This is a genomic window from Paenibacillus foliorum (genome assembly GCF_013141765.1).
In the GTDB taxonomy this organism is placed as follows: Bacteria; Bacillota; Bacilli; order Paenibacillales; family NBRC-103111; genus Paenibacillus_S; species Paenibacillus_S foliorum.
In genome coordinates this window covers 153,533-170,398 of record NZ_WHOD01000027.1, presented here as the reverse complement: position 1 = coordinate 170,398, position 16,866 = coordinate 153,533, and the positions used below count along the sequence as shown (strand labels likewise).

Below are 16,866 nucleotides of genomic sequence, written 5' to 3'. Positions count from 1 at the left end.
ATCCCTCTAGCTGCAGTATAGCAGACCAGAGGGATTTTTTAAAATATGATAAGGAATGTTTAAAATTCGGAATTCGGCTTATTGAGCAACTAAGTGCTTGTCGCCTTTTTTCCAGTTCATTGGGCACAATCCACCGGATTGCAAAGCTTCCAAAACGCGGAAAGTTTCTTCTACGCTGCGGCCTACATCGTTGTGGTTGACCACTTGATATTTTAATTCGCCTTCAGGGCTGATGATGAACAAGCCGCGAAGAGCGATACCGTCTTCTTCAATCAATACGCCGTAATCGCGTGCAACTTGTTTAGTCAAGTCAGCGCCCAATGGGAAGTTCAATTTACCAAGACCATTGCTGTCAACAGGAGTGTTGATCCACGCACGGTGAGTATGTACACTGTCAACTGATACGCCAAGTACTTCAGCGTCCAATTTCTTGAACTCATCATAGCTTTCGCTCAATGCTGTAATTTCTGTAGGGCAAACAAAGGTGAAGTCAAGCGGATAGAAGAACAATACCAACCATTTACCTTTATAATCGGATAAAGAAACTTTGCCGAAACCTACACCGTCTCCATTAGCTGTTTCCAATGTAAAATCCGGAGCTTGCTTAGCTACCAAACGTTCTGCCATCTGCTTATTTCCTCCTTTTAATACTATTGATTGTTCGACTAAAATCGTAACATTCGACCTCTCGAAAGTCAAGATTATAATGATTATTAATTTATAATGATTATAATCTAACTGACTTATGTTAGGACATGAATGATTTATATCCTACAAAGTAAAGACCCTTAAGCATTCTTGACTGAATGGACCTAAGAGTCTTCACTAAGCTGCAATTCTTATTTTCTAATAGCGTTCACGATCAGTTCACCCATAGCTACTGTTCCAATTGCTTTGCTCTTGTCTACAGCGATATCACCAGTACGATGACCAGCATCCAAAACTTCTTTTACTGCACGTTCAATAGCTTCGGCTGCATCGTGGTAACCGAATGTAAGACGGAACATCAAGGCTACGGAAAGAACGGTTGCGATAGGATTGGAGATACCTTGTCCCGCAATATCCGGCGCTGAACCGTGTACCGGCTCGTACAAACCAAATGCGCCTTCGCCCAAGGAAGCGGACGATAGCATCCCGATGGAACCTGTCAGCATAGCAGCTTCGTCACTTAGAATGTCACCGAACATGTTCTCAGTAACGATAACATCGAAGCTCGAAGGGCGGCGAAGCAATTGCATCGCGCAGTTATCAACCAAGATGTGCTCCAGCTCTACATCTGGGTAGTCAGCAGAGATACGAATTACTGTTTCTCTCCACAAGCGGGATGTTTCAAGAACATTAGCTTTATCAACGGAAGCCAATCTCTTGCTGCGCGTACGGGCAATCTCGAATGCTTGGCGAGCAATGCGTTCAATTTCTTGTACATTATATACGCAAGTGTCAACCGCTTCTTCCCCATGTGCACCCTCACGGCGGAACTTCTCACCGAAATAAATGCCTCCAGTCAATTCACGAACAACGATCAAGTCCGTACCTTCCAATACTTCAGGCTTTAATGTAGAAGCATCCTTCAAGCAGTCAAAAATAACGGCAGGACGAATGTTGGAGAACAGGCCCAGCTCTTTACGAATGCCCAGAAGCCCTGTTTCAGGACGAAGCTCCTTCGGATTGCTGTCCCATTTTGGACCGCCTACAGCGCCCAGAAGAACTGCATCCGCTTTTTTACAAAGCTCCAATGTTTCTTGTGGCAATGGTGTGCCTTTCTCGTCGATCGCGATTCCGCCAAACAAACCGTGCTCAGTTTCAAAACGGTAGCCAAATACCTCTTCCGTTTTTTTCAATACTTTTTCCGCTTCAGCGATAACTTCAGGACCGATACCGTCTCCTGCAATAACTGCGATTTTTTTTACCTCTGCCATTTATATCACTCCTATTTCATAAGTTGTAGATTATATCCTTTGTACCATAATTAGCAGTTCATTACAAAGATATAAAATCTATGATCTTAATAGGAAAAAGCAATAAGCATTCAGACACTCCTTTACAATACCTCTGTTTCTTAACACTCCACTTCCTTTATGGTAAAATTAGGTTATCAAATAAGGTGGTGACCCCGATGGATTTGCTTCGACTAAGAAAGCTTAGAATCAGACAATTAATTATAGTAAACTCATTTGTTTTGATCGCGACGATCTTATTTACTTTTATCATCCATGTTTATTCCCTGTCCATTTTTCAGCGTACCCTAGGCGTTATCATTCTTATCCTGGCCATAATGAATATGTTTTCAAAAACAATGTACTATAATTTGTTTGGATTATTCCCTGCGATGAGAGAACTCATAGCTTACGAGGCGCAAAAGCTAGGAAAGGAATTTACTAAGGTTAGATGGACACAAGCCTCCGCACAGCTCTTTGTGGCATTGATGCTGCTCGCTCAATCCTTTTATCTGAAGATTCCACCTACACTTATATCTCTTCAGGATACTATGCTCTTCACTATTCCTGTCCTTCTTCTCACCATCATTAGTATCAATATCGGTCTAGTCTATCATGTAAAAAAAATAGATAAAGGTACAACAGATTCGTTAAAGGGGTATAATGCCAAATCCATCCTAATAGGACTGTTAATAGGGATACCTACAGGGATTTTAGCAATCATTGTTAGTTTTCTAATTGTTACACTAAAGTAAGCCCTTTGGGCAACAATAGGTAAAGGAGAGATATAGAGCATGTTCAATAACCAATGGACTGCAAGTGCAATTATCGGCATTTCCCTCCTCTTTGTTATCTTAATTATCTTTATTTTTATGAAGATTCGTAAGCGAAATCAAGGCCACTCATTTGCGAAAAGACGTGCTTTGAAACTTAATCGACCGGCATCAGCTTCATCTGGCAAATTACCTCCTTCTAAACAGCAGCAAAGCTGTTCCTACTGCAAACGCAAGGTTAATCCGAAGGAATTGACTTTCTATTCCGGCGTCGAAAAGGTGGTCGGTGTCTGTCGGTCCTGCAGGCCGCAGGCGGAGCGGCAGTCCTTACACAGACTTTAATAGTAAGCACTTGCTAAGTACTTTCACTTTATCAACTATATTCCATGTTGTTTTATCGCTATTAAAGGATTAAAATGATAGTTATATTGTTTAATCAGGAATATTATTTTGTCTAAAGGAGCATCTATATGGATTACCGTTTCTCCGATACTATTGATAGCTTTAAATCTTCTGCTGTGCGAGAAATTTTAAAACTCACTCAAGGAAAGTCCATTATTTCATTAGCTGGCGGACTGCCGAATGAGCAGTATTTTCCAATTGAGGCTGTTCGTGACGCTTTTTTGCGCGTCTTCGAAGAAGGCAAGCAGGTGCTGCAGTATGGCTTAACAGAAGGCTACACCCCACTGCGTCAAAGCATCGCCAAGCACATGGAACGTAAGAACATCCATGTCGGCGTAGATGATATGCTGATAACGACCGGTTCCCAGCAAGCGATTGATTTGCTTACGCGCGTCTACATTGATCCCGGTGATGTCATTCTGGTGGAGCGCCCAACTTACTTAGCTGCCATTCAAATCTTCCAGTCCCACAAAGCGCGCATTGTCTCTGTAGACGGTGATGAGGACGGAATGAATTTAACGGATTTGGAACAGAAAATTAAAGAATATAACGCTAAAATGATCTATGTAGTTCCAACCTTTTCAAACCCTGCAGGCAAAGCCTGGAGCTTGGAGCGACGTCAAGGAACATTAGATATTTGCAAACGCAATAGCGTGCTCATTCTCGAAGATGATCCTTACGGAGAGCTCCGTTTTGGCGGCGGTGAAGCACTGCCGTCGATCTTTTCGTTAGATAAGCATCCACAAGGCAGCGCTGTTCTGTATACGAGTACTTTTTCCAAAATCGTAGCACCGGCTTTACGCACAGGCTGGGCAATAGGCGACCCTGACGTCATTCGTCAAATGACCCGCGCCAAGCAGGCTGCCGATCTGCATTCCAGTACGATGGATCAGCAAGCCTTACACCAATTATTTGAACATTTTGATCTATATTCGCATATCGACCTAGTGCGCAGCGAATACGAAACTCGGATGCACCAGATGGCGGATCTGCTGAATCAACAAAACTGGCCTGGTCTTCACTGGAATGAGCCAAAAGGCGGTATGTTTATCTGGCTGGAGCTTTCAGAGGAGATCGATACGGAGAAGCTAATGAAGCTAGCTGTAGAAGAAGGCGTTGCATTCGTACCAGGCGCGAGCTTCTTTGCAGATGAGCCCAAAAGAAATGCAATGAGACTCAACTTCACTCATACCGATTATGAGCAAATGAAAGAGGGCTTTGCCCGATTAGATCGCGCTATCCAAAAAATGCTGCAAACCGTGTAAGCAGCCTTATACTTTCAAAGACCCTGCTCGTCCGAAACAACGGATAAGCAGGGTTCTTTTGTCTTACATTTACAATTGATAACCCCCGGATGCCCGGGGGTTTATCTCATGCTCTATGGTTTATTCCTATTCCGGAAATGTACCGTTTCCTTAGATATCATAAGTTCATTCTTAGATCCAAGCACGCGAAACGATAACCAACAGAATGAATAAAACCAAGATCACACCCGTGCTTGTGTGCCAACCGCCTAATCCGCAACTTGCGCAACTTGCACCTACTCCAGCTGCCAAACCCATAGATCTCATCCTCCCTTCATAAGGAACTTCTTTATGGTATGTGTCCCTATTGGGTTAGGTTTGGGCTTTTAGCAGAATGGGTATTTGCACTATAAATACAGGCTCATGGTTAACAAAGTGTAAAAATGGCTGTTATTGTTGTATCTACGTTACCGATCCTTATCGTATATCCATTTCTGCAAAAATATTTCGCCAAAGGGGCTTTGGTCGGCTCAGTCAAAGGCTAAAACCAGTATTAAAGATGGCTCACTCCTTGGGGAGGAGCTCGTTTGCCAAGTTTAAGCTCAGCTTCAACAATAAAACTTGTACGAGCTTATTCACAGTATACAAAAACACCCCGGTACTTCGCCTGAGTTCAGGCTTAGTATCGGGGTGTTTCTGTTAACGCTGTTTTTAGATCAAGGTTACATTATCACGGCTATTGCGGGCAGGCGATTTGCGTTTCTCAATCAAACGATTGATCGCGTCAATATACGCCTTCGCGCTTGCTTCCAAAATATCCGTGCTTACGCCGCGGCCTTGAACGGAGTAATCGCCTTGGCGCAGTACAACGTGCACCTCGCCTAGCGCGTCCTTGCCTTGGGTAACGGATTTGATCGAGTAATCTTCCAGCTCGACATCTTCCTGCGTTACCTTATCGATTGCTTTATAGATTGCGTCCACGGAACCATTGCCGACAGCCGCTTCTTCTGCCGTACCGCCCTCAATCGTCGTAACGCGGATAGTCGCTGTAGGAACCGATTGATTGCCATAGGACAGCTGCATTGTATCCAACACAAACACTTCCGGCGTTTCGATCAATTTCTCTTCGATCAAGGCACGAATGTCCTCGTCGGTTACATTCTTCTTCTTATCCGCCAAGTCTTTAAACTTAGCGAATGTTGCATTCAACAGCTCATCGTTCATATCGTAGCCCATGTCAACCAGCTTCTCACGGAACGCGTGGCGTCCGGAATGCTTGCCCAGTACGAGCTTGCTATCCTTCAAGCCAATCGTTTCAGGCGACATGATTTCGTATGTCGTCTTCTCCTTGAGCATACCATCCTGGTGAATTCCGGACTCATGTGCGAACGCATTAGCGCCTACAATCGCTTTATTGCCAGGAACGACCATACCTGTCAGCTTGCTCACCAAACGGCTTGTACGGGCAATCTCACCCAATACGAGTGAGGATTTCGCTTGGAAGAAATCTTGACGCGTTTCCAACGCCATAACCACTTCTTCCAGTGAAGTATTCCCTGCACGTTCACCGATACCATTGATCGTACCCTCGATTTGATCAGCACCGTTTAACACAGCAGCCAACGCATTAGCCGTAGCCATTCCTAAGTCGTCATGACAGTGGGCGCTTAGCTGAATTTTTTCGATCCCAACTACATTTTCCTTCAACGTCTTGAAAATGTTACCGAATTCGCTCGGGTTCAAATAACCGACCGTATCCGGAATATTAACAACCGTCGCACCCGCACGAATAGCCATAGCCGTTACTTCACATAAAAAGTCCAGCTCGGTACGGCCGGCATCCTCAGGCGAAAATTCGATTTTGTCAAAATACTTCTTCGCATAACGAATCGCGGCTTCAGCCGTTGCCAGCACCTGCTCCTTCTCCATACGCAGCTTATGCTTGCGGTGAATAGGGGAGGTAGCCAGAAATAGGTGAATACAAGGGTCTTGAGCTCCCTTCAGCGCTTCGTGCACGGCATCAATATCCTGCTCGCGCGAACGCGCTAAGCCGATAATAGAAGCGTTCTTGACGGCACGAGCTACCGCATTCACACCTGCCAAATCACCAGGAGATGCAGCCGGGAACCCGGCTTCGATACGATCGACCCCCAGCTTTTCCAGCTGCAGCGCGATCTCCACCTTCTCTTGCATGTTTAGATTCACACCCGGCGATTGCTCCCCGTCTCTCAACGTGGTGTCGAATATGTAAATTTTTCTCATGGGTTGGGTCACCTCCTAAGAGTTTCGTAACATTAGCTACATTCTTCTAAAGTCCTTCGCAACGAGGGTATTTATTCACCGTACCTTTAAGCAGAAAAAGGTACGGCTCGAAGGTGAGAAAAAGAACATTCCCCATTATCTTCAAGCCGACCTCATTCAATACTATATTACCACAAACGGTCCAACCTTATTTTTTGATCCAGTGCATCATTTCACGAAGTTGGGAACCTACTTGCTCAAGCGGATGCTCGGATTCTAAACGGCGAGTAGCTGTAAGGAATGCACGGCCGGATTGATTTTCCAAGATGAAGTCGCGTGCAAATTTACCTTGTTGGATATCGGTAAGCACGTCTTTCATTGCTTTCTTCACTTCGTCAGTGATGATGCGAGGTCCAGTTACATAGTCACCGTACTCAGCTGTATTGGAGATGGAATGTCTCATTGTAGCAAGACCACCTTCATACATCAAGTCAACGATCAACTTCAATTCGTGCAAGCACTCAAAGTATGCCATTTCAGGAGCATAGCCTGCTTCCACCAATGTTTCGAAACCTGCTTTAACCAATGCAGAAGCACCGCCACAAAGAACTGCTTGCTCACCGAACAAATCAGTTTCTGTTTCTTCACGGAACGAAGTTTCGATAACGCCCGCGCGTGTGCAACCGATACCTTTAGCATAAGCAAGACCGATTTCTTTTGCTTTACCGCTTGCATCTTGCTCGATAGCGATAAGTCCAGGGACACCAAAGCCTTCTACGTATACACGACGAACCATGTGGCCCGGGGATTTAGGTGCTACCAAGAATACGTCTTTGTCTGCGGATGGAGCAATTTGGCCGAAGTGAACGTTAAAGCCATGGGAGAACATGATTGCTGCGCCATGCTTCAGGTTCGGCTCGATTTCATTCTTATATACGCTAGCTTGAGTTTCGTCAGGCATCAAAAGCTGTACGATATCAGCAACTTTAGTTGCTTCTGCTACGGAGTATACATCAAATCCGTCGTTTTTAGCTTGCTCGAAGGATTTACCTTGACGAAGACCGATGATCACTTTCAAGCCGCTGTCGCGAAGATTTTGTGCTTGAGCGTGGCCTTGGCTTCCGTAACCAATAATAGCGATTGTTTTACCTTGTAATACGTTAAGATCTGCATCTTTTTCATAATAAGTTGTAACTGCCATGGATAATAGTTCCTCCTTTAATTTAAAAACCCTGTGAGTGGGCGATATAACGGACAACCCTTATCGGGAAAGCTGAAGGATTGTGCTACGCTGCATAACCGTTAAATAATTTTACCGTGCAACCAGCAGCAGTCGATACTTTCGCTATCGTAATCATACACGAAGGTTACCCGCTGTATCCCCCACTCCAAGGTACATTTTACTCTAAAACTGCGTTCTAGAAAACCTTATGAGTACTTTTTTATTTAACCGCTCCACGAATCATCGCTGTAACGCCAGTTCTTGAAATCTCACGGATACCGTATGGCTTCAATAATTCGATCATCGCATCGATTTTTAGTGAATCTCCTACTACCTGTACAATTAATGAACTTGGACCGATATCAACAACAGACGCACGGAACGTTTCAACTACACCCAGTACTTCCGGACGAGCACTTGGCTCCGCATTGACCTTAATCAACGCTAGCTCGCGTGCTACCATTGGGTTAGAGCTCAGGTCTATAACCTTAATGACATCAATTAGTTTGTACAGCTGCTTGGAAACCTGCTCCAACGTTTTTTCATCGCCTGTAGTTACGATTACCATGCGGGACAAGCCCGATTCCTCGGACTCGCCTACGGTAATGCTCTCAATGTTAAAGCCTCTGCGGCCGAATAAACCGGAAACCCGCTGAAGCACGCCAGGCTGATTGTTTACTAATACGGAAATGGTATGTCTGTGGCTCATTCCGAATCCCCCATTATCATTTGATCTATCGTCGAGCCTTGTGTAACCATCGGATACACATTTTCGCCTTTACGGACGAAAAATTCGACGAGTACCGGACCTGGGGTGTCCAGCGCTTCCTGCCAAACACGGCGGGCTTCTTCTTTATTCGTTGCTCTCAAGCCCTTAACGCCGTAGGCTTCAGCCAGCTTAACAAAGTCCGGACTGCCGGCCAGGTCGATGTGGCTGTAGCGGTTGTCGTAAATGATCTCCTGCCACTGACGAACCATTCCCAGCACCTGATTGTTGATAACCACAATTTTCACGGGAATTTTGTTAATAGCACAAATCGCCAGCTCCTGAGAACACATCTGCATACCGCCGTCACCATTAATGGAAACAACCAATCTATCAGGATGCGCTACTTGAGCACCGATGGCTGAAGGGAAGCCGAAGCCCATTGTTCCCAAGCCTCCGGATGTAATCCAAGAACGAGGATGATTGAACTTGTAGTATTGTGCAGCCCACATCTGATGCTGCCCAACATCTGTCGTTACAATAGCATCACCTTTGGTTGTTTCGTGAATCATTTCAATTACATATTGAGGCTTCAGCTCCGTATCGGAATCAATATACCGCAGCGGACGGTTGCGCTTGTTCTCCGAAACTTCCTTAATCCACGCTTCCGATTTGGAAGGCTTCACTTTTGGCAGTGCCAATTGAAGCACAGCTTTTACATCACCCACAACCGGAATGGTTGCTTCTACAATTTTACCGATTTCGGCTGGATCTACATCGATATGAACGATCTTCTTCGCCTTCGGTGCAAAACCGTCCACCTTCATGGTCACACGGTCATCAAAGCGTGCGCCGATAGCAATCAACAGATCGCAATCCTGCAGAGCATGGTTCGCTGTATAGGTTCCATGCATTCCCGGCATTCCAAGCCAGAGCTCATGAGCGCTCGGGAAGCCTCCCAGACCCAACAGAGTAGTTGTTACAGGAATCCTTGTTTTATCTACGAACTCCAAAAGCTCCTTGGAAGCATCTGCATATACTACACCGCCACCGGCCAGAATGATCGGACGTTCTGCCTCTGCAATTGCCTCCAGCATTTTGTCCACTTGAAGCTTATTCGGCTGAACCGTCGGGTTGTAGCCGCGAATTTCAACCTTCTCCGGATAATAGTAAGGCGCCTGTGCATTGGATACGTCCTTAGGGATATCGATAAGAACCGGTCCTCTGCGACCTGTGGAAGCAATATGGAAGGCTTCTTTAATAACACGCGGCAAATCCTTAACATCACGTACCAAGTAGCTGTGTTTCGTAATCGGCATCGTAATTCCAGTAATATCCGCTTCCTGAAAAGCATCCGTTCCAATCACACTTGTTGCAACATTACCTGTGATGACAACAAGCGGCACCGAGTCCATGTAAGCTGTAGCAATACCAGTGACAAGGTTCGTAGCACCAGGACCAGAGGTCGCTATACATACGCCCACCTTACCTGTGGAGCGTGCATAACCGTCTGCGGCGTGAATAGCTCCCTGCTCGTGGCGGGTTAGCAAATGATTGAAATTCGGATTACCGTGCATAGCATCGTAAATATATAAAACGGCTCCACCTGGATAACCAAAGACGCAATCCACGTCCTCTAACAGCAAGCTGCGAAGCAGCATTTCCGACCCCGTAACGACATCCGGCTGAAGCAGTTCCTTGTGCAGCTGTTCTTTTGACTTTTGTGTGGTTTGAACGATCATTGATTTTGTCCTCCTCCCGTAAACTCAAAACGCGAAAAACCCCTCTCATCCCAAAACGCCATAAATAGCGTCTGAAGGGACGAAAGGGGTTCTAATCTTCCGTGGTACCACCCAGAGTTTGTTAAATGCCTCACAGCAAATAACCTTAGCAGGTACGCGACTTAATAAATAATAGTCGTTATACCTTCAGCACGGTAACGTGTGCTATTCCGATTTTCCCTAATAGCTATGCCAATAAGACATACTTTTCAGGAAAACAGCTCCGAGGTGAGCTCGTACATAAGGGATTAATGGCATAGGTTTCAGCAAATCCTCTGCTCTCTGAACATAAGTGCCCTTATAACTTCGTCCTCATCATAGCCGATTGAATCTGTGTGCTTTTTCAATATTATAGTCCGAATTGGATCAAGAGTCAAGCAGAATTCCAAATCTGTTACATGGTGTCTGCGAGCCTGTCAATTCCCTTTTCTCAAATGAGAATCCTTCCACAAGCTCTTCCCTTTATATTTACTTTTTAATTGTTAACTGCTCTCCGTCCTCTGCCTTTATGCGGTATAAACGCCATTCTCCCTGGAAATCTTTCACAAGCTCGGTCCATGCCGTCCCTTGTTTGAACAGATCGGGATACTTTTCATGAATAACTTGAAGTACGGATCCTTTTTGCTTGGACACGAGGATATAATCGACTTTAAAGCTTCGTGGATCATCCAATGCCTGAGTAAAGTTCCTGTCATTGGTTATGATCCATTGCCGGGGATAAGTGCTGTTGAGCAAAACCGAATATGCGCTGTATGAGTCCGTTAGTATTATTGGCTTCTTGTCTAATTCGCTCGAGCTTATAAGCTCATCTGTGTACCGGGAGACTTCCTTGGCGATACGCAAATCTTTCAACGTACCGCTCTCCTCGATGTGAAACGTTTCGTATTCGTCCGGAGATAGCTTCTGATTGTTCATATCGCGAATAACGAAAGACGACATTAACATCGAGATCAGCAGCAAGGCTCCCAGCGTATACACGAATCTTGCTCTGCGCAGCAGCGATAGCTCATAGGGCAACCATGCCGCAGCAATAACGAAGGGGTATACGAAGAAACGAAGCCAGCCAAAGGACGAGCCTTTCATAAGCATAACCGCTTGCATAGCCGGTATGCTGGCAACCAGCACAATCAGAACGAGAGTGTCCCATCGTCTCCAATACCCAGCCAATAAACGCGTAAACAAGATACACAAAAACGGGAGTGAAAACCAGGCCGACTTGCGCAGGACAAGCGAGACAACGCCCACTTTGCTGCTGATAAGTTCCTTGAACTCATTCGTAATATTACCCGAAAACGCCATATTCGAGTAACCCGAACGAAAAAAGAATAACGCGTCGCCCATCATCGAATAGTTGAGCTGCATCCAGACTAGCCCAGAAAAAACAGCTGGGCAAAGCGCCACCAGCAGCGTCGCTTCCACACGGGTCAAGCTCTTCATTCCGAACAACCTCGTTCGATTGGCGGCAATCCGATTGCGATAGTTATAGTCCATCACTAGGATGATCAGCGATACGGCCAAAGCAGCCCCTAGCGCAACAGATTCGTAGCGGATCCAGAAGCCGAAAGCGAGCATAAATCCCATGGTAATGACATGCGACGGGGTTCCCTCCTGCATCCACCTTGTCAACGAGATAACCATCCCTATGATGAAAAATGAAAACATCGCCTCACTCATTCCGTTAGCTCCATAAATAAACACGAACGGGTTAAATGCATAGCTGAGGGAAATAAAGAGCGATAACATAATAGAGTTAGTGCAGTGACGAGCGTACTTATACAACAGTACAGCGCACCCTGCGGAGAAAACCGCCGTTACGAAGTTGGAGGCCAGTCCCGAACTGGCAACTTCCGGCAAGACAGGCCAAAGTAACAGCGGGATTAGTTCCAAAATACTTGGAAGCGGATTCCACACAAATCCGATTGCGCCTAAATGAGGGTCGCGGCTATAGAGTACATAAAAGGCGTTAGCGACACGACTTATGGCATCATAATATACAAATTGTCGAATATGAGCGAAATAGACGCCCAGCCCCATTTCTAGACTGAACACGATCAAAAATAGGAGCCCCATTCCTAATACGTTGACTGACGTTTTTTTATGCAAGACCTGCTCACACTTCCTTTATAAGATAACCTTTATCGAAGCCACTCAAAGACGAGCGACCGCGATTGATCGAATTCTTTCGTTGAGATAACTTTCGTGTCTTAAATTTAATGGAGAGTTAGCCTATCCTTGTAGTAAATTTTTTCAGATGGCAGCTTGTCTAATGTAATGACATAGGGATGATTGTATGCATACTGAATATGATCAACACTATTCTCATTGCCGTCCATGATATGGTTTAAGTGCCATGTAGTAAAGTACGACCAGCCTACACGCAAATTTTGCAGCTGCTGTGGATCTGGAATCGGTCCATTCTCCGTGAGCGCCACAAGCTTGCTGCCATTCACCAGTTTGACCGAATTATCGTAATGGATCATAAGAGTTCCATAGTTACCTGCTTGAGCATATTTATCAATCCCTACAATATCGACATAATCATCGCCGGGATACCAGTCCCCAGAATTGGCGGCATCGATGGAGGTCCATACCCATATGAGATTGTCCAACCCATGGTAATTAACCAATCGGTCGAATAAAAGCCGGTACAATATTTTTGCCGGTCCCGGACCCTGCTCCCCCCACCAGAACCATTTACCCTCAGCCTCATGAAGCGGCCGCCACAATACCGGTATACCCGCATCCTTCAGCTTGCCGAGTGAAGCCGCGATTCGGTCAATATCCTCCAATACAAGCTCATGCTCCACAGTACCGGGAATTATCGCCTGAGCGATATCGAAGGTCGTAGAATCGGATAAATAATGATAGCCCCCCGCCGGTGCCATCCAATGCCATTCGGAAGTCAGTAAACCTCCCCTCTCTGCCCATTCGAGTGCCAGCTCATCAAGTCGGGTTACTTCTATGCCGATCATCGCAGGCAGCTTGCCTGAGGCAGACAAGATATAGTCCAGTTCTTCCCGCGAATTCGTCTGTTGGCCGGCTATAACTGCTTTGCCATATTGCTCGGTCAAGTAATTCATTAAACCTTGCGCTTCTTTCGATGGATACCGTGTTGCAAGCTGAGGCTTCACATGAGCAGCTTCCTGACGGATTTCCAGCTTGCCAACCTTTATGTAATCAACATCGATATAGCCCCAATCTTTGCGCAGCTCCACCCTGTTGAAACCCGTTTGCAGCACGAGACAGCCAAAATTAAGTTCAGTGAACCGGTCGGTTTGAGGAAATTCCTTCTCTCCTGCGAGTTGTTCATTGAGGAAAAGTTTGTTCGTTTTATTTCCGAATGGTGATGAATAAGAGATGGTTAACGGATAGCACCCTGTTTCATCTGCCCTAATGTTGAATACAACCGAATCACCAGCTTCGTCGAATCCTGACACATACCCGGTACCAGAGTATCCGTTTGTAACCTTGACATTGGTGAAATAGGTGCCACTGAGAAAGGCATCCTCAGCCTCATAAATAATAGCTTCGCCAACCTGCTTTCCCTTTGTAGGCGACGCTTCTGTAAACCCTAGCATCAGCACGCTTACTGCAAGTGCAGCGGCATGCAATAAGCGGCCTTTTCGACCACTCCAGCTTTTCTTGGCCACCAATCCTATCAACTCCTCTTACCAAAGCTGACTTTTTGAACTTACACAATTACTACTCCCCGCTCCAGCCATACACTTCAAATTCATAAATCCGCGCTGCTTTATCATCATTCTGGGTCGGATTCGTGATGACAAGTCTGACATATTTGGCTGAAACTTCGGCTATCGAACGGTCGGTAATCGCCTCCGTATTTCCCGTTACGTAGTCGGCATCCATCCATTGGATCCCGTCCATACTTACCTGAAGACCAAAATCTTTCGTATTATACATCGGCCATTCGGCGACTCCGGCATGCTTCACCACCCAGCGGCTTATTGTATGCGCGCCGCCCAAATCGACCTGCAGCGTCTTGTCTTCGTTAGAAGCATAACACCATTTCGTCCAATCGTTTCCATCCGCTGCCAACCCCGAAGTCTCCGTAGTTTGGCAGCTGCCCTCAGCCTTCATCAGTTTGCCGAATGCTAGATTGGTCGGCTCGTTTTTACCGATTGGACCGAAGGATGGTGAGATATTTTGAATACCAGTGCCCCACGTACCAGGGGAACTTCCCACTGAAAACTCCAGCTTGGAGCTTTGCTTCGACGTTAGTTCCTGCAGGGAAATCCAGGTGGAAGCATAGTCACTGCCATTTAGCCGTGTCTGATGAATGTATGAATCGGATACCTCTCCGCGCCGTGTTTCGATACGAATGCTTTTGTTATCCGCCAACTGAATATCGATCTTATCAAACAAAGGAGTAAACAAAGTAAAACCGCCAACCCCCGGTATAGCCGGGTACAAACCGAGCGCTGCCCACACGTACCAGGCTGATGCAGTTCCAGTATCATCGTTGCCAGGTATGCCGTCTTTCCTGGCGCTCCATTGCGTACTCAGGATATCGTGCAGCTTCTCCTGAGTTTTCCAAGGCTTGCCTGCCCAATTGTATAGAAATGGTGTTACCATACCCGGTTCATTTCCCGACCACCAGTAGGGAGAATCGATGGGCCAACCGTCTTTTTTGAATACGGACAAATGATGATCAAGCCTGGAAGAAAACGCCTCTTCTCCTCCCATTAGACGGATCAGCTCGGCAATGTTATGCGGTACTGACCAATTGTATTGGGCCGCGTTACCCTCCGTAAATCCATCCGAGCTTGTAGGTGAAAAAGGAACTATCCATTCGCCTTCCTGGTTTCGTCGCTGAAAATATCCTCCGTCAGCAGCTGCCGACGAATTAAACAAAGAAAAAGCATGCTGCGACCGGTTACGGAAGTAACGGAAACTTTCATCGTCCCCAAGGGAGCGACTGAACATCGCAATTGCAAAGTCCGTCATCGCATATTCCAACGTAGCCGAAACCGAATCCACGTATTCGCTCCTCATATAATGTTCAAGCCCCCACCACTGGGCTCCGTTGTTGTCCGCACTTGAAGCTCTCGGCATCGTGTCAAGGGAAGTGGCTGCTTCGATAAATTTTGTTTTTACTTCGACTGTATCAAACTGCCGCGCTCCGAAAGCAAAGGCATTTGCAATATAGAGCGGCGCCGGATAAGTAGCCATTATATTCGGATCGTCGTTATAATAGCTCCATCCCGGAAAACCTCCTGCTTCTGCAGTCGTTTGCCGAGAATTCACCAGAAGCGAATTTACCATATCCGAGGCAACATCAGGAGCGAGGAGAGCCAGAAGCTGCGGCTGTGTCCGGTAAGTATCCCACAACGAAAACGTCGCATACATGTTGCGTCCTTGTTCCATTGTATAAATTTGATCGTCAAACCCGGGATATTGCCCGTTCACGTCATTAAATATCCCCGGCTGCAAACATGCATGATACAAGGATGTGTAGAATAGCTTCCTGCTGTCTGCAGATCCTCCTTCAACCTGAATACGGCTCAACAGTTTATTCCAGGCCGCCGCCGTTTCGGTGCGTACCGCTTCCAAGTCCCGGCCCTGTATCTCAGTAACCATATTGAGCTTGGCATTGTCCACACTGACGAAGGATAGACCCATTCTCATAGTAACCGTAGTACTTTTTTTAGTATCGAATCGGACGTAAGTCGCCGCCTGATCTCCACTGATGAAGCCATTTCCTTCAACGCGCTTTCTCTCATCCCAAGTACCGTAATTAGCGAAAGGCGTATCAAATTGTGCATAAAAATATAGTTTGTATGTATTGGAACTGTTGCAGAAGCCACCGCTTGAAGAATGCCCGCTAATGGTCCGGGTAGCAGGATCTATGGTCAGAGCGGATGAAGCTGACTGCACAGTATTATTAGGAGGCACAATAAGTATGGACGCTTGTTCTTCCGCAGCAGGAAATACGAACCTTCCAAGACCGGAACGCGTGGCTGAGGCAAGTTCTACTTCCACGCCAGAAGAAGAAAGTTCCGCTTTATAATAGCCGGGAGAAGCTGTTTCCCTTCCTTTTATATGCTGATAAGCCTTTTGGTTATGTACGGGGGATTGCAGCAGCGGTTGGACGCTCGGGATGATCGGAATATCAGAAGCGGCATCACACCCTACTCCGCTCAAATGAGTCAGACTGAAGCTTTGAATATATGGATTATCTCCATTATAGCCCGCTCCTCCCGGACGGTCCCCCGTATCTGGACCAAGCTGTATCATACCGAACGGCGCCTGCGCCCCCGGGTAGGTATGACCAGCCCCTGTCGTGCCGATAAACGGATCGACGTAGGAGGTTAACGGTAATCTGCCATCCTCAAGCGGTTCTGCGTAGCTATATGAGGGAGCCCAGCTCGCTGTTACCGCCATCACCGCAATAAGCAGGATAAGGAGCAGTACCGATATTTGTTTGACAGTTCGGTTCATGCGGCACAGCACCTCCGGGAAGTCGAATTCTAGGTTGTTCATTAAGCGTGTACTTTGTATACTAGTACTAAACCCCAGATTAGGGATATTGAGGTAGTCTA

Annotated in this window: 13 protein-coding genes and 1 pseudogene; 4 read left to right on the top strand and 10 right to left on the bottom strand. The window is 46.3% G+C overall.

What is annotated here, in order from left to right:
* Positions 1-78: 78 nt before the first annotated feature.
* The gene (locus tag GC093_RS07655; RefSeq protein ID WP_171651278.1) at positions 79-627 is read right to left on the bottom strand and encodes a peroxiredoxin; all 549 of its coding nucleotides are present in this window, start codon (positions 625-627) and stop codon (positions 79-81) included.
* A gap of 212 nt (positions 628-839) precedes the next feature.
* Positions 840-1,919 carry a 3-isopropylmalate dehydrogenase gene (gene leuB / locus GC093_RS07650; protein WP_171651277.1) on the bottom strand — a complete coding sequence of 360 codons (1,080 nt, stop codon included), beginning with the start codon at positions 1,917-1,919 and terminating at the stop codon, positions 840-842.
* A 197-nt stretch (positions 1,920-2,116) separates the two neighbouring features.
* Here leuB and GC093_RS07645 point away from each other — a divergent pair, with 197 nt between their 5' ends.
* The 3 genes from GC093_RS07645 to GC093_RS07635 all read left to right on the top strand — a co-directional run bounded on the left by GC093_RS07645 (position 2,117) and on the right by GC093_RS07635 (position 4,377).
* Entirely contained in the window at positions 2,117-2,692 is a 576-nt protein-coding gene (locus GC093_RS07645) for a hypothetical protein (RefSeq protein WP_171651276.1), read from the top strand.
* A gap of 39 nt (positions 2,693-2,731) precedes the next feature.
* Positions 2,732-3,052 (top strand): hypothetical protein, encoded by a 321-nt coding sequence (locus GC093_RS07640; RefSeq protein ID WP_171651275.1) that lies wholly within the window; start codon positions 2,732-2,734, stop codon positions 3,050-3,052.
* Positions 3,053-3,180: 128 nt separating this feature from the next.
* Entirely contained in the window at positions 3,181-4,377 is a 1,197-nt protein-coding gene (locus tag GC093_RS07635) for an aminotransferase-like domain-containing protein (RefSeq protein ID WP_171651274.1), read from the top strand.
* A 171-nt stretch (positions 4,378-4,548) separates the two neighbouring features.
* Here GC093_RS07635 and GC093_RS07630 read toward each other — a convergent pair whose 3' ends face one another.
* Positions 4,549-4,674 carry a YjcZ family sporulation protein gene (locus GC093_RS07630; protein WP_171651273.1) on the bottom strand — a complete coding sequence of 42 codons (126 nt, stop codon included), beginning with the start codon at positions 4,672-4,674 and terminating at the stop codon, positions 4,549-4,551.
* Between the two features lie 113 nt (positions 4,675-4,787).
* Between GC093_RS07630 and GC093_RS35760 the strand changes: the two are divergent.
* Positions 4,788-4,901, top strand: a pseudogene (locus GC093_RS35760) (ABC transporter permease); the annotation flags it as partial.
* Between the two features lie 166 nt (positions 4,902-5,067).
* Here GC093_RS35760 and GC093_RS07625 read toward each other — a convergent pair.
* The 7 genes from GC093_RS07625 to GC093_RS07595 form a co-directional block, all read right to left on the bottom strand.
* The gene (locus tag GC093_RS07625) at positions 5,068-6,618 is read right to left on the bottom strand and encodes a 2-isopropylmalate synthase (protein WP_171651272.1); all 1,551 of its coding nucleotides are present in this window, start codon (positions 6,616-6,618) and stop codon (positions 5,068-5,070) included.
* A 187-nt stretch (positions 6,619-6,805) separates the two neighbouring features.
* Positions 6,806-7,798 (bottom strand): ketol-acid reductoisomerase, encoded by a 993-nt coding sequence (gene ilvC, locus GC093_RS07620; RefSeq protein ID WP_171651271.1) that lies wholly within the window; start codon positions 7,796-7,798, stop codon positions 6,806-6,808.
* Between the two features lie 241 nt (positions 7,799-8,039).
* Positions 8,040-8,528, bottom strand: coding sequence for an acetolactate synthase small subunit (gene ilvN, locus GC093_RS07615; RefSeq protein ID WP_171651270.1), 489 nt, complete (start codon positions 8,526-8,528; stop codon positions 8,040-8,042).
* Positions 8,525-10,267, bottom strand: a complete 1,743-nt coding sequence (ilvB, locus tag GC093_RS07610) for a biosynthetic-type acetolactate synthase large subunit (RefSeq protein ID WP_171651269.1) — start codon at positions 10,265-10,267, stop codon at positions 8,525-8,527. Before ilvB ends, ilvN begins: the two co-directional genes overlap by 4 nt.
* A gap of 507 nt (positions 10,268-10,774) precedes the next feature.
* Entirely contained in the window at positions 10,775-12,409 is a 1,635-nt protein-coding gene (locus GC093_RS07605; protein WP_171651268.1) for an ArnT family glycosyltransferase, read from the bottom strand.
* Between the two features lie 107 nt (positions 12,410-12,516).
* The gene (locus GC093_RS07600) at positions 12,517-13,956 is read right to left on the bottom strand and encodes a glycosyl hydrolase (protein WP_312886471.1); all 1,440 of its coding nucleotides are present in this window, start codon (positions 13,954-13,956) and stop codon (positions 12,517-12,519) included.
* A 52-nt stretch (positions 13,957-14,008) separates the two neighbouring features.
* Positions 14,009-16,765, bottom strand: a complete 2,757-nt coding sequence (locus GC093_RS07595; RefSeq protein WP_171651266.1) for a GH92 family glycosyl hydrolase — start codon at positions 16,763-16,765, stop codon at positions 14,009-14,011.
* Between the last annotated feature and the right edge of the window lie 101 nt (positions 16,766-16,866).